Here is a 20,091-nt window from a genome sequence, read left to right as displayed (position 1 = left end):
CACGCCGATGATAGTGCGGATTCCCGTGTGAAAGTAGGTAATCGTCAGGCTCCCCTGCAAGTCCAGAAACCCCACCCCATAAAGGTGGGGTTTCTGCGTTTACGGCTCTGAATTCAGTGCCAAGACTCTGGCGCCGTAGCGAGCACGCGCGCGGACTCTTAACTCTCGTTCCCAACCCGCGGGACAACGCACCTCCATTCCGAGAGGCGTGTCACGAAAACACTGCCGCTATCTGGCAGGCCATAGATACCGCCGCAAATGGCCTGCCACTTCGTTACCTACGTTGTACCTTCCACAGGCGCGGCCTGCTCGTCAGCTAAAAAACTGCGTCAGTGCGCGGCGACATCTCCGCCCCCAATGCTGGCCGCACGAACAGGCACCGCGTCATCGGTTGCATCCATCTGACCAACTTCCGCAAGTAACGCCTCGTCGCGTGCAATCACCTTCGGCAGATGCGTGCGTAGGAACTCAACCCACGTCCGCGTCTTCGCATCGACGAACTTGCGTGACGGATACAGCGCGTACACATTCATCTTCTGCAGCGTATATTCAGGCAGCACGCGGACTAACGTCCCGTCACGCAGCCCGGCAATCGCCGCATAGAGCGGCACCATACCAATGCCCATTCCCTCGCGAATCGCGACGATCAGCGATTCCGCAATATTCACTTGCACGGGTCCGTTCACTTCCATCATCTCGCTGCCGTTGGGGCCATCGAGCACCCATTCGTACGCCGGAAATGCTGGTGTGTGCAAGATCAGGCACTCGTGATGCGCGAGGTCGCTAGGCTTCTGCGGCGCGCCATGAGCGCGCACGTAAGCAGGCGATGCGCACAAGATGCTGAAAGTTGTACCAAGCGGGAGCGAAACGAGGTCAGAATTCGGCAGAGTCGAGGCGCCGATAACAGCGACATCGGCGCTGCCTTCGAACAGGTCGGGCATGCGCTGCGACAACGTCAATTCAACGGTCACTTCGGGATAAAGCGCGCGATACCGGGAGATGGCCGGCAGCACGTAATGCTGGCCGATACTGGCAAAGCTGTGCATCCGCAAAGCGCCGGCAGGGCGTTCGTGGGCGCAGCTTGCTTCTTCTTCCGCCGTGTCGACATCTGCAAGGATCTGCTGAGAGCGTTTCAGGTAACGCTCCCCCGCTGTGGTGAGCGCGAGCCTGCGTGTCGACCGGTTCAATAAGCGCGTACGCAGATGCGCTTCGAGTTCGGAGACCGCACGCGACATCGCGCCAGTCGTCGAATTGAGCGACTGCGCGGCGGCGGTAAAACTACCGGCTTCAACCACGCGCACGAACACTCGCATATTTTGTAGCGTATCCATCGATCCTTCTATTTCACGGCAGAAGCCGTATTGTCCGCCTGTCCCGCAAGCCCATTGTTGTTCATTCTGGAAGGGACGTTCCGCGCCCGTCCTATTAATACGCGCAGCGCATGCTCTTACAATCGGCGCCTTGCCTGCTGGTGTGCGCAGCGTTCACCGGGGTTTCTTTTAGCGACAAACCGGGACGCGTTGCTTTCTGATGAGACGCCAACATGCGATCAAACCGACGGCGGATTCTCGCCGGCAGTGGCGCGTCATATTGCCGGCGCTCAGTCCAGCCGTTCGCGACTGGGCGAACAGCGACGGTCTGATCTGGCTGCATCTGCTGAAAACGGTCACTGCGGGTTTGCTGGCGCTGGGCATTGCCATGTTGCTGGATCTTCAGCAGCCGCGAATCGCGATGACCACGGTGTTCGTGCTCATGCAGCCGTTCAGTGGCATGGTGCTCGCCAAGAGTTTCTACCGTATTCTCGGCACCGCGGTGGGGACGGTCGCCGCCCTGGTGCTCGGCGCGCTGTTCGTCCAGCAGCCCGAGTTGTACATGCTTGGCATGATCGGCTGGGTGAGCGTCTGTATCGCGGCAGCGGTCCGGTATCGGCATTTCAGATGGTATGGCTTTGTGCTGGCAGGTTATACCGCCGCTCTGATCGGTATTCCGAATGTCACGGCGCCTCACGACCTGTTTCTGGCCGCGCTCACGCGCGCGGCCGAAGTGGCGGTCGGTATCTTGTGCTCAAGCGCAGTCAGCGCGTTGATCGTGCCGCAGCGTTCCAGCCTTGCGCTGCGGCGCGCACTTCACCTTCGATATACAAATTTTACTGCGTTCGCTGCCGAGGTGTTGGGCCGTGGAATCGACCGTCGTCAATTTGAGCGGCGCTTTGCGGACCTGGTCGACGAGATCGTCGGCTTTGAGGCGACGCGAACATTTGCTGCCTTCGAGGATCCAGCCATGCGCTCGCGCAGCCAGCATCTCGGCCGTCTGAACGGCGAGTTCATGGACGCATGCGCACGACTGCATGCACTGCACCAGTTGCTTAAACGTCTACGCGCAAACGGCCCGAACGGCACAGTCGATGCCATCACGCCGTACTTCAGCGAGCTGTCGGCACTGTTGGCATCCACCGGGTCTGCAGATGCAGATGCCGATGCAGCGCACGTAGCCGCTGGTTTGCGGCTCTTTCAGGCGAGCTTGCCAAGACGCGTGCGCGAAACGAGACGGCCACTGGAAGCAGCTCCAGCCGAATCGCTAGCGGACTTCGATACTGCTGCGGAACTGCTATATCGATTTGTCGATGAATGGATCCGCTACTCCGAGACTTACGCGTCTTTGGCGCGGCACAAACCGGGAGCCGGGCAGCGTACTGCCGGCTGCTACGTGAGCAGAACGAACGGCTTTGTGGTCGCGTTTACCTTTGCCAGGTCGGCGGCGGCGATGGCGATCGTCAGCTGGTTCTGGATTGCCACGGACTGGCCGAGTGGTGGTCTCGCAGTGATCGGCGCGGCGCTGGTTTGCGCGTTGACGTCGACCGCGCCGAACGCATCGAAAATGGCCGTGCAGATGGCAGTCGGTGCAGTGCTGGCGACTATGACCGGCTACCTTTTTACGTGCTACGTGTATCCGAATATCGACGGCTTTCCGCTGCTTTGCGCAACGCTCGCTCCGGTGCTTGCACTCGGCGCCTTCATCGCATCGCGCAAACTCTCGGCGGGGTATGGCATCGGTTTCTCGGTGTTCTTCTGCCTGCTTGCCGGACCGGACAACGTCGTCACGTATGCGCCCGATCTGCTGATCAACAACGGTATCGCGATCACGGCGTCGCTATTGCTCGCAGCGATCGTTTTCTCAGTGGTGTTCCCCGCGAACATGCCGTGGCTCACGGAGAGAATCAAGGGCGATTTGCGCGCGCAAGTCGTGTCTGCGTGCAAGGACGAACTTCCCGGACTCAATCAGCGCTTTCAGTCGAGCACTCACGATCTGGCCTCGCAGTTACGCATGCTACTGACGCGGCGCTCCCGACGCCGCCGTGATGCGTTGCGCTGGATGCTCGTCACCCTTGAAGTGGGGCACGCCGTGATCGATCTGCGCAACGAAGTGGCGCGTGCGGGCTACGCGCAGGCCCTTCATCCGCACTGGAACAGCGGTCTCACCCGAACTTGCGACGACCTCGCGCGGCTTTTTGCGCGACCGGACGTGCGTGCTCTCGAGCGCGCGCTCGTATCCGTGCGCTCGGCCACGTGGATCGCGCAGGACCTGCTGGAAACCGTCCACGCCGACCGCGGCCAGCGACACGATCTGCAACGCATCCTGAGTTGCCTGCATTTCATCCGCACGGCGTTGCTCGACGAAGACGCGCCTTTCAATACGCGTTGACCCGTGCGTCGGATCGGGCGTGCGCCCCGATCCTTCTGCCAGATGGAAAGGTCCCTTCTGTCCAGCCCCGTTTATCTGTGTAGGTGGCAGTCATATAGTTTCTTCACCGCCGCGCAGTCCCCAAAAGGGACTCCCTGCGGAACGGAATCGTAAGAACTGGAGAACGAAATGAATGTGTTGAAGATTGCCCTGATTGCCTGCACTTTGTCCGCTGCTGTCGCTCATGCACAGACGGCGCCTGCCGCCCAGGAAGAACAGGTCGCACAGGCGAATGCACCGCGCGCGAACAGCGTCGCTGAGCAACGCCGTGTCGCAGTACCGAAGGCCAAAGCTGAAGAGTGCGTAGGGCCCGTGAGTTTCTGCAATATTTTCTTCGGCAGCTAAGCAGCGCCGCGCGCAACACCAGCAGTACCTGTAAGACCTGTCGCGAGAATGTTGCACGCGACGACACGCCTGGCCGCGACGCCGTCCCATCGAGACGCCGCGGCTGGTGCGACAAACTGGCTACTGAGCGAAGCACACCGCAGACGTGCGCACCGGTAGACTGGACGGGTGAATATGGAGAGACTCAATTTCATGTACCAGGACCGGATTCGTTGCTCCGCGTTGCGCGGAAAAATCACTTCAGCCGCCGAGGCGGCGCTTCTGATTCAGGACGGCATGCGCGTCGGCGCCAGCGGCTTTACGCGCGCGGGCGACGCCAAAGCTGTTCCGGTCGCACTTGCCGAGCGGGTCCGTCAGGAAGGCAAGCCGCTACAAATTACATTGATGACCGGCGCATCGCTCGGTCATGACGTGGATCGCATGCTCACTGAGGCGCATGTATTAGCGCGCCGCTTGCCGTTTCAGGTCGACAAGACTCTGCGCGATGCGATCAACCGCGGCGAAGTGATGTTCGTCGATCAGCATCTGTCCGAAACCGTCGAGATGCTGCGCGCGAATCAGCTCGGCAAACTTGACGTTGCCATTGTCGAAGCCACCGCGATCACCGAAACCGGCGGCATTGTGCCGACCACTTCAGTCGGCAACTCGGCCAGCTTCGCGATCCTCGCCGACAAGGTCATCGTCGAAATCAACCTCGCCCAGCCGCTCGCCCTCGAGGGACTGCACGACATCTGGATTCCGGGCCGCAGGCCGAATCGCGAACCACTGCCGATCGTGCGCCCGCAAGATCGCATCGGTACGCATGCCATCGAAATTCCGCCAGAGAAAATCGCGGCGATTGTGATCACTGACAAGGCGGACAGTCCGTCCACGGTGTTGCCCGCGGATGCGGAAACCGAACTGATTGCGCGCCATCTGATTGAATTTTTCCAGCACGAAGTCGCATCTGGGCGCATGCCCCCGCAATTGCCGCCGTTGCAGGCTGGCATCGGCACGATTGCCAACGCGGTGCTGGCCGGTTTCGTCGATTCGCCTTTCGACGCCTTCGAAATTTACTCAGAAGTACTGCAGGATTCGACCTTCGATCTAATGGACGCCGGCAAGGTGACGTTCGCCTCGGGTGCGTCAATCACGTTGTCGGCTGCGCGTCAGGCGCAAGTGTTCGGTGAACTCGAGCGCTATCGCGATCGTTTGGTGCTGCGTCCGCAGGAGGTCAGCAACCATCCAGAAGTGATTCGCCGGCTCGGTCTGATCGCGTTGAATACCGCATTGGAATTCGACATATACGGCAATGTGAATTCCACGCACGTCGGCGGCACGCACATGATGAACGGCATTGGCGGTTCGGGCGATTTCGCGCGCAATGCGTCATGTGCGATCTTTGCGACGAAGTCGATGGCGAAGGGCGGCCGTATTTCGAGTGTGGTGCCGATGGTGCCGCACTGCGACCACAACGAGCACGATGTGGACGTGGTGGTGACGGAGCAGGGTCTGGCCGATCTGCGCGGATTGGCGCCGCGGGAACGCGCTACGCTGATCATCGAAAACTGCGCGCATCCGCTCTATCGCGATCTGCTTCGCGACTACTATCGGGATGCCTTGCAATGGGGTGGACAAACGCCGCATCGGTTGGACCAGGCTTTCACCTGGCATACGCGGCTGCGTGATACCGGCTCGATGTTGCCGGCAGTAGAGGCGCCTCTCTAAATACTAAATAAAACCGGCGTCAGGTGGCATTCGCTCCCGACGCCGTAAGACATCAGGTGCTGCGCTCAGGTGCCGCGCCGGACGAGCCGGATAAGAAACAGCAGAATAACGGCGCCGATCACAGCGGTAATGATCGAACCGATCCAGCCGCCGCCGAGCGAAATGTGCAACACACCGGCAAGCCAGCCACCGATGAATGCGCCGACAATCCCGACGATGATGTCGACGATCAGACCGAAGCCGCCGCCCTTGACGAGCACGCCGGCCAGCCAGCCGGCGATCGCGCCGATGATGAGCCATGCAATGATGCCGTGTTCCATATTCGAGACTCCATGGTTGAGTGTGAAAAAATCACGGTGACAGAGCTTAGTCGAAGGTTATGGGACAGTCCATATTCAGGACGCGGAATTAACATTGTCTGAATCTATTGCAAGCTAAGTGTAGACGATGCGCGCGAATATGGGGGAGCTTACACACGGCGACTCACTCCGGCGTCGGCTCCGCATCTTTAGCCGTCCAACTGACGCTCGATACGCTCTTTTCCATGCTGATGCGGCTCGCCATCTGTTCGAGCTTCGGCTGATCTTTCGGATGCAGCTTCAATGTTGCGGTAACGCGAATGCGTCCCGTATCGTCTTCGAGGTCTTCGCTCGTCAGGCTCTGGAACGACAGCGGTGTCGAATACATTGAGTTGGACACCGCGGTGCGAATGTGAATTTCATCGGCCTCCCGGCAAACGATCGTCAGCACATACTCGCGCACGAGGTCGGCGTCCGAAACGGGCGTAGCGTTGATGGCACGGCTCACTTCACGCAGCACCGTATTGGTCAGCAATACGACCGCGGTACCGGCGAGGGCCGGGCCGTAGTGCCCCGCACCGCACAATACGCCGACCGCCGCCGAGCACCACAAGGTCGCGGCGGTGTTGATCCCCTGAATGGAGCCCTTGTCGCGCATGATCACGCCGCCGCCGAGAAAGCCGACGCCGGAGACGACATACGCGGCAATCTGGGTGATACCAGCGGTGCCGTTGCCGGTCAGCACGCCGAGCGTGACGAACAGGCACGCACCGCTGGCGACCAGTGTGATGGTGCGAAGGCCGGCGTTGCGCTGGCGCATCTGCCGCTCGAGGCCGATCGCGACCCCGCAACTGAAGGCGGCAAAGAGCCGCAAGACGAATTCAATTGTCATCGTTAAGAAAGGTTGAGGCGCGTGTTCGCACAGTGTGAACCCTACGCGTGACAGCATCACGTATCCGCAGGGGGAGCGCGAACGCGATCAGGCGTGACAAGGCATGCGAGCCGGGGCTCGCGGCGAAAAAGTCGTGGAGCGTGCGCAAGGCATCGGGCCATGCGGCGCTTCACTTCCAGCAAGAGGGGGTAAAAGCGACGTGCACCGTCGGGCCCGAAGGCAAGACGGCGACAGGGCAAAGGCTGACGCGGAAATCTTGCCGATCAGGCGATCGGGCGAATCGAAGCTCGACTGGTACTACTGCTACTGTCCAAGATCGTGATTCCGGTTAAATGAACTGGGCGAATTTTAGGCAGCTCTGCAAAGTTAAGTCAAGCCGGGATGAGGCAGGGTGGCGGAATGCGCTGTGCGTCACTTACTGAATCTTCCTCGGTAAGATCAGAATTTTCCTCGCATAAATACGGACTCCGAATATTGACGAGGTCCATCCCGGAAAACACACTGTTCGAACACTTCGAAACACGTGGTGTGATTCTGGTGCTCAATCCACGTTTCACTTCCCAGGATTTCGCCTAGATTTTTTCGGTTGCCCTTGTGCGGTACTTTGCGCATCCGATCCGCACCATGTCGTCTCTTTTCCGCTGTTCACCCAATTGAGGAATGTATGAAAGAAAAAGCTCTCGGCGTTATTGCCGGCGCATTGATTGCTGCGGCTCCGCTCGTGTCGTTCGCCGCCGGTTTGCCCGCGCCGTTTGAAGGCAGCAGCACGCTGCAGGCGGATGGTGTCGTGAAGTCGATCGATCAGGCAAAACAATCGGTGACCGTGCTCGACGCACAGGGTGGCGAAGCTTCATTCAACATCACCGATACGAGCAACCTCGCGCAGATTAAGCAGGGTGGCAAGGTCCACATCCGGATGATGCGCAACGCCATGGTCAGCGTGACGCGCGGTGCTGACGGCCACAGCGCTGCTGTTCAACCGGTACAGCAGAACACGGTACAGAACGTGACCGCCGAAGTTCAGGCGATTGATCATGCCTCCGGCATCATGGCCCTGAAGGGCCCGAATGGCACGGTGTTCCATATCCAGGGCCGCGAGCCGGCAAAGGTCGCCGGCGTGACGCCGGGCATGCAGGTGTCGGTGGCGTACGCACCGCAGGTCAGCGTGGCCGTCGCGCCTGCTCAGTAACGCAAACTGGCCGAAGTAGTGCGCCAGTGCCGAAGTGCGGATGTCCTTTGCGGACGTCCGCGTTTTTCCTTTGCGATGCAAGCCAGTATGACTTCTATGTGGCGCTATTCGGCACTCCAGCCCGGTGCCTTAGTCGGGCTCGCCCGGCACGAGGCGCAATCGTGTGATCTCAGAGGGGGCCCCAAGGCGCTTCGGCGGTCCCCAATAGCCGGTGCCGCGACTCGTGTAGACCCACAGGCCGTTCAGCCGTGCGAGACCAGCCGTGAATGGCTGCTGCAAACGCACAAAGAAATTCCATGGGAAAAACTGACCGCCGTGTGTGTGGCCGGATAGCTGCAGTGTGAAACCTGCTGCTGCGGCGGCTTCTGCAGAGCGCGGCTGGTGTGCGAGCAGTACTTTGATCAGCACATCGCCAGGCGCGCCTGCGAGGGCCGCAACGGGGTCGCTGCGATGCAACGGATCATGATGGCCCGCTGAGAAATCGGTCACCCCGGCAATCACGGCGCGCGCGCCGTCGTGGTCCACGATCACATGCTCGTTAAGCAGAACGGTTAAGCCCAGGCGCCGGAATTCATCGATCCAGGCGTTCGCCCCAGCGTAATACTCGTGATTGCCGGTCACGAGGAACGCGCCGTGACGCGCACTGAGTCGCGACAAGGGCTGTGTGTGTCTGGTCAATTGCGGCACGCTGCCGTCCACCACATCGCCGGTAACGGCAATCAGATCCGGCTTCAGACGATTCACCGCGTCGACGATCGCGTCCACATAACGGCCTTTGATGGTCGGGCCGACGTGGATATCGCTGATCTGGACGATCGTGAAACCGTCGAGTGCCGGCGGCAGATCGTCGATCGGCACCTCGATCGTCACGACCTTGGCGCGGCGCCGCGCGTTGAACAGGCCGACGAGTGTCGAGAGCAGCGCAAGCAGTGGTACCGCGGCCGCGGAGCCTATGCGCCAGTGCGCGATTGCTATCGTGTTCGGCCAGATTGCGTCGACGGTGAGCAGTGAGGCGAGCGCCAGGTCGCGCGCGAACGTCAGAACCAGTAGCGAGGAGAAGAAGCCCATCGCCAGCAGGCCGACCCACGCGAGGCGGTCGCTGAGCGGCTGCTGTTTGATGGTGCGCGCCAGCATACCGAGCGGGATCAGAAAGATCGACAGCACCAGCCACAACGCGCACAGCCACCGGCCGGTGACGCTGACCGGCATGTCGGGAATCAGTCGAAAACCGACGTAGATATGCAGCAGGATCCCAATCAGGATGAAGCGAACAAGAAACGATGAGCGGCGCATAGAGAGGATAGGGGCGGGAAGGGGCCGGCACGAGCGGAGCAACGGCGGCGGCTCGCCAACCGCAAGCATGAAATAGCGGACGAGCCGGATCATTCTACCGGCATGTGCAACCCCTTGCCGACGGCGCCAGAATTGCTTCCTGGGTTGGCCGACCAAGTCCGTGTTTGATGCAGCAAGCGGATACCGCAACGCAGCAATTCTCGTTGTCGCATGCCGTTGTCTGAACTGCAGCGACGCTCTAATTAAATGGGCTTTGAATTGTGTTTCGCGTGCACTATTCTCAAATAGAACCGGCTTGTCTAAGGGCCATCGCGGCCCAGCGGCGGTTCGTTTTGTCCTCGGTTGAGGGTGAGGCAGGAGGCGCATCATGAAACTGCTTGGATCGGGCCATCACGTACGCCACGGACTTCATGGGCATCACGTCGGACGAGAGGGCAGCCACGTCATGCTGCCGCTGGTGGGCATATCGCTGATGGCGCTCGCCTTGTACTTCGGCGTGCGCGACATCGACTTCTCCGAACTGGGCAAAAACGCGCTATTCGACGTTGTGATGGTATGCGTTGCACTCGGCATCGCAGGACTGTTCGGCGTCGTCGGCGCGTGGTTACGTTCGGGTGGCGACGACGCCGATGAAGGCTTTTGCTTTATCGGCGCGGTGATCGGCGCAGTGGTGTTCTACGTGGCGCTCCTCAGATAAACGCACCGGCGGCTTAATGGCTGTCAGACGATGAGGGCGGCTTCGTCGAAGGAGAAGCGCGGGCTGCGCGGGAACAGCTTCGACGGGTCGCCATAGCCCAGATTGATCAGGAAGTTCGCCTTCACGGTTGTGCCGGCGAAGAAGGCCTCGTCGACTTTGGCGGCGTCGAAGCCCGACATTGGACCCGTGTCCAGACCGAGCGCGCGCGCGGCGAGAATCAGATAGCCCCCTTGCAGCGTCGAATTGCGAAAGGCCGTATCCGCAATCGCCTTGTCGTTGCCGGCGAACCAGCCGCGCGCGTCGGCATGCGGAAACAGTTTCGGCAGATGTTCGTAAAACGCCATATCCATCCCGACGATCACCGTGACCGGCGCCGCCATCGTCTTCTCGAGATTGCCCGCCGACAAAGCTGGGCGCAGCTTTTCTTTGCCTTCGGGCGTTTTCACGTAGACGAAGCGGCCGGGGCTCGAATTGGCCGAGGTCGGACCAAGCAGCACGAGCTCGGTGAGTTGCTTGAGCACGGCATCGTCGACTGCTTTAGCCTGCCAGCCGTTATGCGTGCGCGCTTCGCGAAAGAGCTGATCGAGAGCCTGATCGGAAAGAATCATGGTGGTAGCCTCTTGAAGTAGCGGAGTTAGAAATTCGGATGACAGCGCAAGCCACAGGCGTGAGCGTTGTCGTCATTGCCGCCATAATAGCCAAGGTTCTAATTCGCGCATGTATCGCACGCGCAATCGCATTCAGGCAATTTCATGGTGGACCTTTTCGATGACCTTCCCGCGCCCGACGTGGACTGGTATCCCGAGTGGCTCGCGCCCGAGGCCGCGGCACACGCTTTAACTCAACTCATCGGCGAAGTGGAATGGCGTCAGGACACGATGGGCACGCCTGCCGGGCGCGTGCCGCTGCCGCGGCTGACGGCCTGGCAGGGTGAGCAGGATGCAGTCTACGTTTACTCCGGCATTCGCAACGTGCCCCAACCGTGGACCCCGACAGTCACCGAACTGCGGATCGCCGCGGAAGCAGCCTGTCACGCGCGCTTTAACAGCGTGCTGATCAACCGCTATCGCAGCGGCACCGACAGCATGGGATGGCATGCGGACCGCGAGCCTGAACTCGGCGCCCAGCCGGTGATTGCGTCGATCAGCTTAGGCGTCGCGCGCACTTTTGACTTGCGGCACAACAAGACTGGCGCCGTGCAGTCGTTTTCGCTGAAAGGCGGCAGCTTGCTGGTGATGAGGGGCAACACGCAGGCCGACTGGCGGCATCGCGTGCCGAAGGAGCCGCGCGTGGCCGGGGAGCGGATCAATCTGACGTTTCGCTGGGTGACGCCGCGCGAGGCAATTCGCTAGCTTGCGGGCTAGCCGTAAGCCGCGCGGCTTCTGGTCCGAAAGCCCAGAAACCCACCCAAAAGGGCGGCCCCCACTCGCTGCCAGGCCCGAAGCCGCATCGAGCACTTAAGCGCATATAAAGCATCGCCAACGCCACGTTCAGTCATCGCCGATGTTCGAGCAAACCCAGCAGCATTGCCCACGTCCACGGCTACTGCCGATACCGCCCGCTATACCAGAATTGGTATCGCCGACGCGAATCATATGATTGGACGGTTAACGCCCCAGACACTACGCTACATCACGATCCACGCACCGTGAGGGCCGCAAACATCGGGCGGGTTCGATGGATCGCCGACACAACAACGATCAGGAGACAGTCATGGCGAATACACGACGCGCCGCATGTCGTGCGTTGGGCGCGCTCGCGCTTTGCTCGAGCATCGGCGCACTGGCGCTGACAGCGCCGGGCGCATACGCGCAGGACAAACAGATCACCCTCGGCTTCGCCCAGGTCGGCGCCGAAAGCGCATGGCGAACCGCCAATACCGAATCGGTGAAGTCCGCGGCGGCGGATGCGAAGATCAAGCTCAAATTCTCCGACGCCCAGCAAAAGCAGGAAAACCAGATTAAGGCGATCCGCTCCTACATTGCACAGAAAGTCGACGTGATCGCGTTTTCTCCGGTCGTCGAATCCGGCTGGGAGCCGGTGCTGCGCGAAGCTAAAGCCGCAAAAATTCCTGTGATCCTGACCGACCGCAACATCGACGTAAAAGACACGTCGTTGTACGTGACGATGATCGGCTCGGACTTCATGGAAGAGGGCCGGCGTGGCGGTCATTGGTTGGCCGATCACTATAAGAATGATCCGGGCCCGATCAACATCGCGGAACTGCAGGGAACGGTCGGCTCGGCGCCGGCCAACGATCGGCATTCAGGCCTGATCGAAGTGATCAAGAGCGATCCCAAATTCAAGATCATTGCATCGCAAAGCGGCGACTTCACACTTGCCGGTGGCAAGCAGGTGATGGAAGCATTTATAAAAACTTATGGAAATAAAATAAATGTAGTTTATGCGCATAACGACGATATGGCGCTCGGTGCCATCCAGGCGATGGAAGAGGCCGGCATGCATCCGGGCAAGGACATCACCGTCGTCTCGTTCGATGCAACCAAGGGCGGCTTCCAGGCGATGGCCGCGGGCAAGATGAATGTCGATGTGGAGTGCAGTCCGCTGCTGGGGCCGCAACTGATGTCGGCGGTCAAGGACGTGGTGGCCGGCAAGCCGCTGCCCAAGCGCATCCTGACGGAAGAGACGGTCTTCCCGATGAGCGTCGCGGCGCAGACTTTGCCGACGCGCAAGTACTGAGGCGGAGTGTGATGGCTAATTGATTAGCCATCCATACGATAGAGGCAGAACATAAGCGAAGTACGGACAGATCGTACGGGTTTCTCCAGTGGTGCCTGACCGCCTGACTGCTTCGGCAGCGGGCGGTCTCTTTTCCGCAGAATCAGGTCGCGCCGAACCGAGCCAGCCTGAGCCCATCCGACCAATGCACCGCCGATCGAGCGAGGTCTATGACGCATCCCGCATCGGAACCCAATCCGCCGGCCATGAAGGCCGTCATAGGCGACGCTCGCGACGGCGCCGCCTCGAATGCACTCGAACCCATTCTGGCCACTACCGGTGTCAGCAAGACGTTCCCGGGCGTGAAAGCGCTGCAACAGGTCGACTTTCGCCTGTTCCCCGGCGAGATTCATACGCTGATGGGGCAGAACGGCGCCGGCAAATCCACCCTGATCAACGTACTGACCGGTGTAGTCGCGCCTGACGCCGGCACGATCCGCTTGGGCGGCGAGATCGTCGCGTTTGCGTCGCCGCAGGAGGCGGAAGCGGCCGGCGTGCGCACGCTGTATCAGGAAGTGAACCTGTGCCCGAACCTGTCGGTGGCGGAGAACATCTTTGCGGGCCGGCAGCCGAAGCGTTTTGGCGCGATCGACTGGCCCGACATCAAGCGGCGCGCGCAGGCAGCGCTTGCCCGCCTCGACGTGACGCTCGACGTCACGCGATCGCTCGACGCCTATCCGATCGCCGTGCAGCAGATGGTGGCAATCGCGAGGGCGCTCTCAGTCGACGCTCGCGTGCTGATCCTCGATGAGCCGACCTCGAGTCTCGACGACGGCGAAGTCGCGCAGCTTTTCAAAATACTTCGGCATCTTAAGCAGTCGGGAATTGCAATTCTGTTTGTCACGCATTTTATCGAGCAAACCTATGCCATCTCCGATCGCATCACGGTAATGCGCAACGGCGAGCGTGAAGGCGAATATCTCGCGCGCGATTTGCCGGCCGATCAACTGGTCGCGAAGATGGTCGGCCATGAGCGCATGAGCGCGCGCTTGCGCGAGGCGGCACATGACGGCCACGCTGTTCAGGAAGGGCCAGAGAGCAAGGACGCGGTCCAGCCGTTCGTCGAGTTGCGCGGCGTCGGAAGGCGCGGCACGTTGCAGCCGATCGACCTCGACGTGCAGCCGGGCCAGATCCTGGGCCTGGCCGGCCTGCTAGGCTCGGGCCGCACGGAGACCGCCCGGCTGTTGTTCGGGGCCGACCGCGCCGACAGCGGCACCATCCTGATCGAAGGCCGGCCGGTGCGGCTGCGTTCGCCCCGGGATGCGGTGCGCCAAGGCATCGGCTATTGCGCGGAGGACCGCAAGAAAGAGGGCATCGTCGCCGAACTGTCGATCCGCGAGAACATTCTGCTGGCGTTGCAGGCGCGGCGCGGCTGGCTGCGCAAGATCAAGCGGCATCGCGCGCAGGAAATCGCGGACATGTGGATCGAACGCCTCGGCATTAAGGCAGCGGACGCCGAACAGCCGATCGGGCTGCTCTCCGGCGGCAACCAGCAGAAAGCGCTGCTCGCGCGCTGGCTCGCCACGAATCCCAAACTCCTGATTCTCGACGAGCCCACTCGCGGCATCGACGTCGCCGCCAAGTTCGACATCATGGACCGCTTGCTAGCGCTGTGCGCGAACGGTCTGAGCATTCTGTTCATTTCGTCGGAGATCAGCGAGGTGCTGCGTGTGAGTCATCGCGTGGCGGTGCTGCGCGACCGTCGCAAGATCGCTGAAGTGGCCGGCAAGGCTTCGAATGAAGACAACATTTATCGACTCATCGCGGGGAGCGGCGAATGAAGCTATCGAACTGGTTCGTGCGCGATGGGGCTGAGCGCCCGTTGATCTGGCCGTGCGTCACGCTGGTGCTCCTGTGCGCCCTGAACCTCCTGGTGAATCCAAATTTTCTTTCTTTGAGGATGCTCGACGGCCATCTGTTCGGCGCGCCGATCGACGTGTTGAATCGCGCTGCGCCACTGGTGCTGGTTGCGACCGGCATGACGCTCGTGATTGCCACGCGCGGCATTGATATTTCGGTTGGCGCGGTGGTCGCGATCGCCGGCGCCGCAGCGGCCACGATACTCGCGACGCAAGCCGCGCCGAGCGCCGGATTGATCGCACAGGCCCTGGTCGCGGCGCTGATCGTCGGTGTGTTGAGCGGCATGTGGAACGGGTTGCTGGTGTCATTCGTCGGCATGCAGCCGATCATCGCAACCTTGATCCTGATGGTCGCCGGCCGTGGCATTGCGCAATTGCTGACGGCAGGGCAGATCATTCCGATCGGCGCAGCGGGCTATTTGTTCGTCGGCGGTGGGTATTGGCTTGGCGTGCCGTGTTCGGTGTGGATCGCAAGCGTTGCGGTGCTGGCCACCGCGGGGCTCGTTGAAGGCACCGCGCTCGGGCTCTTCATTCGCGCGATCGGCGTCAATCCGGTGGCGACGCGTCTCGTCGGCCTGCGCTCGAAAGCACTGGTATTCGCGGTGTACGGCTTCTCGGGATTGACCGCCGCGATGGCGGGCATCCTCATCAGCTCGAACGTGCGCAGCGCCGATGGCAATAACGCGGGCCTGCTGCTCGAACTCGACGCGATTCTGGCGGTGACGCTCGGCGGCACATCGCTGCTCGGCGGCCGCTTCAGTCTCGCCGGCACCGTGCTGGGTGCGTTGATCATCCAGACGCTCACCTATACGACTTATTCGATCGGCGTGCCGCCGGAAGCGACGCTCGTCGTCAAGGCGGCCGTGGTGCTGGCGGTGAGCGTGATCCAGTCGCCTTCGGCGCGCTCGCTCGCCATGTCGCTCTTCAGGCAGCGCGGGGTGGCACGATGAGACGACTCCTCGAGGCCTGGGCTCATATCGTCGATCCGCGCACCTTACCGATCGCCGTCACTGTCCTGTTGTTTTGCGCGCTGTTCGGTTTTGGCTCGGTGATGTACACCGGCTTTTTCTCGTGGCAAGTGCTGCTCGATCTGCTGGTCGATAACGCCTTCCTGCTGATTGTCGCAATCGGTATGACGTTTGTGATCGTGTCCGGCGGGATCGATCTGTCAGTCGGCTCGGTGGTGGCGCTGACCACCATCGTCGAAGCGGTGTTGTCCGAACACATGCATCTCTCGGTCTGGGTGATCGTGCCGATCGTGTTGCTGATGGGCACGGTGTTCGGCGCGGTACAGGGCGCGCTGATTCACTTTTTCCGTTTGCAGGCGTTCATCGTCACGCTGGCCGGCATGTTTTTCGCGCGTGGCTTGTGCTTTCTGATCACGACGCAGTCGATCACCATCAACGATCCGACGTTCCAGAAGATTTCCGCGTTTCGGCTCAATATCGGCGTCGGTTCGGTGACCGCCAATGTGTTGATCGCCCTCGTCACGCTTGCCGCGGCGATCTATGTCGCGCATTTCACGCGCTTTGGCCGCAACGTGTATGCGATCGGTGGCAATCCGCGCTCAGCGTTGCTGATGGGCTTGCCGGTCGCGCACACGCGGATCGGTGTGTATGCGCTGAGTGGGTTCTGTTCGGCGCTCGGCGGCGCGGTGTTCACGTTCTACGTGCTGTCGGGTTATGGCCTCCAAGGGCAGGGTATGGAGCTCGATGCGATCGCGGCAACGGTGATCGGCGGAACCTTGCTGACGGGCGGTGTCGGCTATGTGATCGGCTCGCTATTCGGCGTCGGTATTCTGGGCACGATCCAGGCGCTGATTACCTTCGACGGCACGCTTAGTTCATGGTGGACCCGCATCGTAATCGGTGCGTTGCTGTGCGCATTCTGTCTGCTGCAACGGCTGATCGAGCGGCATGCGAAATCGGTGGGGCGTCCGGGTGGCACCGGTGCTGTTGTGACGCCAGGCCGTGAGCACGGTCGCGGCGATGCACCAGCGACGTCCGATTCCCACGTGATCGGACGCGCCCCAGAGCAGGCGTTATAGCGCGGCTTAGGTGCTGAGTTCACGCCCGCGGGTTTCCGGCAACGTCAGCGCGGCGAGGATCACGATACCGTATGCCGCAGCGGCGAATACGCCGATCGCGTGACCAAGCGTCATGGTCTGCGAGACGTAGCCGATCAGGAACGGAAACGTCGCGCCGACCGCCCGCCCGATGTTGTAGCAGAAGCCCTGGCCGGAGCCTCGAATGCGCGTCGGGAACAGCTCGGTGAGGAACGCGCCCATCCCCGAGAAAATGCCGGACGCGCAAAAGCCAAGCGGGAAGCCGAGAACGAGCATCGTAAGGTTATCGAGCGGCAGTTGCGTGTAGATCAATGCGATCGCACACGAGGCCAGCGCGAACGTGATGAACGCGCGCTTGCGGCCGATCTTGTCGCTGACGTAAGCGCCCGTCAGATAGCCGCAGTACGAGCCGACGATCACCACGCCCAGATAGCTGCCGGTGCCGATCACGCTCAGATGCCGCTCGGTCTTCAGATACGTCGGCAGCCAGGTGGTCACCGCGTAGTAGCCGCCTTGCACACCGGTCGCGAGAATGGACGTACGCAGCGTCGTCCAGACGATATCGCGGCGGAAGATGTCGAGCAGCGAGGGACGTGTTTGTGCCGCGGCTTGCGCCTCTTTCTGCTGCCGATGCACCTCCGGCTCTTCAACGAAGCGGCGAATCCAGATCACGAATGGTGCCGGCGCAATACCGATCGCGAACAGCACGCGCCACGCGTAATCGGCCGGCACCCATGAAAACACGGCCATGAACAGCAGCGTCGACACGCCCCAGCCGATCGCCCAGCCTGCCTGTACGAGACCCACCGCCTTGCCGCGGTCACGCGGACGGATCACTTCGCCGATCAGCACCGCGCCCGCCGTCCATTCGCCGCCGAAGCCGAGCCCCATCAGTCCACGCGCCCACAGCAACTGCGAGAAGTTCTGTGCCAGCGCGCAAGCCAGTGTAAAAACCGCGAACCAGAGAATCGTGATCTGTAAGGTCTTCACCCGGCCGATGCGATCCGACAGCACACCGGCCGCCCAGCCGCCGAGCGCGGAACTCAGCAGCGTGACCGTCCCGATGAGACCCGCATCGCCGCGCGTAATACCCCATGTCGCGATCAGCGTCGGAATCACGAAGCTCAGGAATTGCGTGTCCATTGCGTCGAGCACGTAGCCGATCTTGCAGCTCCAGAACGCACGCTTCTCGCTAACGGAAATCTGTTGATACCACGCAAACGGGTTTTTGCCCGTGCCGGGCGCACTGTAGCGCTCGGTGTCTGCGGTCAACTGCGCTTCGGTTTTCATTGCTGGGCTCCGGTCGTAGTCAGTGGCCGCGTCTTGGTGCGCGGCTTGGGGTGGGACAACTCAAATAACGCTGCGGCTAGAGCATCGCCAGCGTGGTGTTGGGAATGTCGGTGACGAGCATGTGTCCCGGTTTGTGCGCGATTGCAAACGGCAAACGCGCGCTTTCTATCGCGGCTTGCGGTGTGACGCCACAGGCCCAGAACACCGGTAACTCGTCGCTGCGCACCTCGACTGCGTCGCCGAAATCGGGCCGCGCGATGTCGCGAATGCCGATCAGCGAGGGGTCGCCGATATGAACCGGCGCGCCATGTACCGCGGGAAAGCGGCTGGTGATCTGGATGGCGCGGATTGCGTCGGCGGCTTTCATCGGTCGCATCGAGACCACGCGATGGCCGCCGAATACGCCTGCGGCCACGTTGCGTTCCCGCGTCCGATACATCGGCACGTTGACCTGCTGTTCGATATGGCGCAGCGGAATACCTTCACGCCGCAACATTTCTTCGAACGAAAACGAGCAGCCGATCGCGAACACCACCAGATCGTCGCGCCACAGTTCGTCGAGGCTGCGCACCTCCTCGGCACGTTCGCCGTGGCGATACACATAAAACGCGGGGACGTCGTTGCGTATGTCGAGATCGGCGCCGAGCGACGGGACACGCCATTCACCGGGTTCGCCGATGCCGAGCAACGGGCAAGCTTTTGGATTGAGTGTGCAGAAGCGCAGGAAGTCGTCGGCGTATTGCCTGGGCAGGATCGCGAGATTGGCTTGCGCATAGTCACCGCAGTAGCCCGCAGTCGGCCCGGAAAGACGGCGGCTGCGAATCTGCTGACGAAACTCGGATGGCGTGTAGGACATGAACGGCTTGACTCCAGCTAGGTCCGGGTGACCGATGGGAGCCAGATTAGTAACGCCAAAAATATCCATCCAGCGAGTTATTCTTGTGTTTCGTTAAATTAAACTTAACAGCATCGTCAGCGACTTTGCGGCGATGATCGAGTCTTTCGGGTCGCTGTTGGGAGAGCTAGTGCAATGAATACCCGCTTTGTCGAAACGTTTCTGACGCTCGCTCGTCTAGGCAGTTTTCGCGCGACCGCCGCTGCCATGCACGCCACGCCCGCCGCGATTTCGCTGCGCATCAAAACGCTTGAGGCCGAGTTGGGTGTCGAGTTGATCGAACGCGACGCCGCCGAGTTCCAGCTCACGGCGCATGGCGAACGGCTGCTCGCACATGCGCGCTCGGTGGTGCAGGCCACGCGCTCGCTGCAACTGGCCGCACAGGACGAAACCCAGGTGACGAAGCGGCTGCGGCTCGGCGTCATCGAAACGGTGGTGCATAGCTGGTTGCCGGACTACATCCGGATGCTGAACGTCGAGTACAAGCGCATCGTCGTCGACCTGACCGTTGACTCGAGCGCCGTGCTTGGGCCCCGTTTGCGCGCAGGCGAACTGGATCTAGTCATTCAGGTGGAGGAACCCGGCGAGCAGGAAGCGTCGATCGTTTCGACCTTGCTGGCGAGCTATCCAGTGCGCTGGATCGCGCGCAACGATCTGATTCCGGCGAGCCGCGCGAAACACGTGCAGACGGTCTTGCAGAAACCCGTGCTGACGTTCGGCCGTGGCACCGCGCCGCAAATCGCCGTGGAGGCGATCGTGGAGATGCTCGCGAAGCGAGCCGGTGTGCCGTTTGCGGATACACAGGTGACCTGCATGCCGTCGGTGGCGGTGATCGTGAAGCTGTTGCGCGATGGCTATGGCATTGCGGCAGTGCCGGCGCTGTTCGTCGAGCCTTTTCTGAGCAGCGGCGAACTGGGGCAATTGCAGGTGCGTCCGCTGCCGCCGCCGATCGACGTTGCGATGATCTACCGGGACGACGCCGACGTCGGCGTGCTGGCGGCATCACGCGTTGCACGCAACGCGTGTGATCAGTATGCGAAGGCGATGGGGCGGCAGTTGATTGAGAGGCGGTGAGGCGGG

18 protein-coding genes are annotated in these 20,091 nt (G+C 61.3%); 11 read left to right on the top strand and 7 right to left on the bottom strand.

Annotation, left to right across the window (positions count from 1 at the left end; all coding sequences use genetic code 11):
- Positions 1–329: 329 nt before the first annotated feature.
- On the bottom strand, positions 330–1,331 hold the full coding sequence (locus M0D68_RS33405) for a LysR family transcriptional regulator (protein ID WP_093647487.1): 1,002 nt from the start codon (positions 1,329–1,331) through the stop codon (positions 330–332).
- A gap of 199 nt (positions 1,332–1,530) precedes the next feature.
- Here M0D68_RS33405 and M0D68_RS33400 point away from each other — a divergent pair, with 199 nt between their 5' ends.
- The 3 genes from M0D68_RS33400 to M0D68_RS33390 all read left to right on the top strand — a co-directional run bounded on the left by M0D68_RS33400 (position 1,531) and on the right by M0D68_RS33390 (position 5,793).
- Complete coding sequence (locus M0D68_RS33400) at positions 1,531–3,702, top strand: FUSC family protein (protein ID WP_266226564.1); 2,172 nt, start codon at positions 1,531–1,533, stop codon at positions 3,700–3,702.
- A gap of 168 nt (positions 3,703–3,870) precedes the next feature.
- The gene (locus M0D68_RS33395) at positions 3,871–4,086 is read left to right on the top strand and encodes a hypothetical protein (RefSeq protein WP_200653394.1); all 216 of its coding nucleotides are present in this window, start codon (positions 3,871–3,873) and stop codon (positions 4,084–4,086) included.
- Between the two features lie 192 nt (positions 4,087–4,278).
- On the top strand, positions 4,279–5,793 hold the full coding sequence (locus tag M0D68_RS33390; RefSeq protein WP_266226568.1) for an acetyl-CoA hydrolase/transferase family protein: 1,515 nt from the start codon (positions 4,279–4,281) through the stop codon (positions 5,791–5,793).
- Between the two features lie 65 nt (positions 5,794–5,858).
- Here the strand turns inward: M0D68_RS33390 and M0D68_RS33385 are convergent, their stop codons facing one another.
- On the bottom strand, positions 5,859–6,113 hold the full coding sequence (locus tag M0D68_RS33385; RefSeq protein WP_028197420.1) for a GlsB/YeaQ/YmgE family stress response membrane protein: 255 nt from the start codon (positions 6,111–6,113) through the stop codon (positions 5,859–5,861).
- Positions 6,114–6,276: 163 nt separating this feature from the next.
- Positions 6,277–6,984 (bottom strand): MgtC/SapB family protein, encoded by a 708-nt coding sequence (locus M0D68_RS33380; protein ID WP_200620829.1) that lies wholly within the window; start codon positions 6,982–6,984, stop codon positions 6,277–6,279.
- Positions 6,985–7,648: 664 nt separating this feature from the next.
- On the opposite strand from M0D68_RS33380, the gene M0D68_RS33375 reads away from it, so the two are divergent.
- Positions 7,649–8,173 (top strand): hypothetical protein, encoded by a 525-nt coding sequence (locus tag M0D68_RS33375; protein WP_266226561.1) that lies wholly within the window; start codon positions 7,649–7,651, stop codon positions 8,171–8,173.
- A 129-nt stretch (positions 8,174–8,302) separates the two neighbouring features.
- On the opposite strand, the gene M0D68_RS33370 is transcribed toward M0D68_RS33375, so the two are convergent.
- Positions 8,303–9,466, bottom strand: a complete 1,164-nt coding sequence (locus M0D68_RS33370) for a metallophosphoesterase (protein WP_266226567.1) — start codon at positions 9,464–9,466, stop codon at positions 8,303–8,305.
- 367 nt (positions 9,467–9,833) lie between these two features.
- On the opposite strand from M0D68_RS33370, the gene M0D68_RS33365 reads away from it, so the two are divergent.
- Positions 9,834–10,163 (top strand): hypothetical protein, encoded by a 330-nt coding sequence (locus M0D68_RS33365; RefSeq protein WP_093647496.1) that lies wholly within the window; start codon positions 9,834–9,836, stop codon positions 10,161–10,163.
- A gap of 23 nt (positions 10,164–10,186) precedes the next feature.
- Here the strand turns inward: M0D68_RS33365 and M0D68_RS33360 are convergent, their stop codons facing one another.
- Entirely contained in the window at positions 10,187–10,771 is a 585-nt protein-coding gene (locus M0D68_RS33360) for a malonic semialdehyde reductase (protein ID WP_266226559.1), read from the bottom strand.
- A gap of 144 nt (positions 10,772–10,915) precedes the next feature.
- Between M0D68_RS33360 and M0D68_RS33355 the strand changes: the two genes are divergently transcribed.
- The 5 genes from M0D68_RS33355 (at position 10,916) to yjfF (ending at position 16,808) form a co-directional block, all read left to right on the top strand.
- The gene (locus tag M0D68_RS33355) at positions 10,916–11,515 is read left to right on the top strand and encodes an alpha-ketoglutarate-dependent dioxygenase AlkB (protein ID WP_266226557.1); all 600 of its coding nucleotides are present in this window, start codon (positions 10,916–10,918) and stop codon (positions 11,513–11,515) included.
- 361 nt (positions 11,516–11,876) lie between these two features.
- A complete protein-coding gene (locus M0D68_RS33350) occupies positions 11,877–12,863 on the top strand; it encodes an ABC transporter substrate-binding protein (RefSeq protein WP_154565790.1) in 987 nt (328 codons plus the stop codon).
- A gap of 209 nt (positions 12,864–13,072) precedes the next feature.
- Positions 13,073–14,683: a sugar ABC transporter ATP-binding protein gene (locus M0D68_RS33345; protein WP_266226555.1), complete on the top strand. Its 1,611-nt coding sequence runs from the start codon at positions 13,073–13,075 to the stop codon at positions 14,681–14,683.
- Positions 14,680–15,711 (top strand): ABC transporter permease, encoded by a 1,032-nt coding sequence (locus tag M0D68_RS33340; protein WP_093647504.1) that lies wholly within the window; start codon positions 14,680–14,682, stop codon positions 15,709–15,711. The genes M0D68_RS33345 and M0D68_RS33340 overlap by 4 nt, the downstream gene beginning before the upstream one ends.
- Positions 15,708–16,808, top strand: coding sequence for a galactofuranose ABC transporter, permease protein YjfF (gene yjfF, locus M0D68_RS33335; RefSeq protein ID WP_200620824.1), 1,101 nt, complete (start codon positions 15,708–15,710; stop codon positions 16,806–16,808). The genes M0D68_RS33340 and yjfF overlap by 4 nt, the downstream gene beginning before the upstream one ends.
- A gap of 6 nt (positions 16,809–16,814) precedes the next feature.
- On the opposite strand, the gene M0D68_RS33330 is transcribed toward yjfF, so the two are convergent.
- Together M0D68_RS33330 and M0D68_RS33325 are read right to left on the bottom strand one after the other, a co-directional pair.
- On the bottom strand, positions 16,815–18,116 hold the full coding sequence (locus tag M0D68_RS33330; RefSeq protein ID WP_266226551.1) for an MFS transporter: 1,302 nt from the start codon (positions 18,114–18,116) through the stop codon (positions 16,815–16,817).
- Positions 18,117–18,192: 76 nt separating this feature from the next.
- Positions 18,193–18,972 carry a putative hydro-lyase gene (locus M0D68_RS33325; protein ID WP_266226549.1) on the bottom strand — a complete coding sequence of 260 codons (780 nt, stop codon included), beginning with the start codon at positions 18,970–18,972 and terminating at the stop codon, positions 18,193–18,195.
- 174 nt (positions 18,973–19,146) lie between these two features.
- On the opposite strand from M0D68_RS33325, the gene M0D68_RS33320 reads away from it, so the two are divergent.
- Positions 19,147–20,085 (top strand): LysR family transcriptional regulator, encoded by a 939-nt coding sequence (locus M0D68_RS33320; protein WP_266226548.1) that lies wholly within the window; start codon positions 19,147–19,149, stop codon positions 20,083–20,085.
- Positions 20,086–20,091 lie beyond the last annotated feature (6 nt).

The sequence above is a fragment of the Paraburkholderia sp. SEWSISQ10-3 4 genome (genome assembly GCF_030464785.1).
GTDB classification, from domain to species: domain Bacteria; phylum Pseudomonadota; class Gammaproteobacteria; order Burkholderiales; family Burkholderiaceae; genus Paraburkholderia; species Paraburkholderia aspalathi.
Note: the sequence above shows the minus strand (reverse complement) of the source record. Positions and strands in the feature narration are given on the sequence as shown.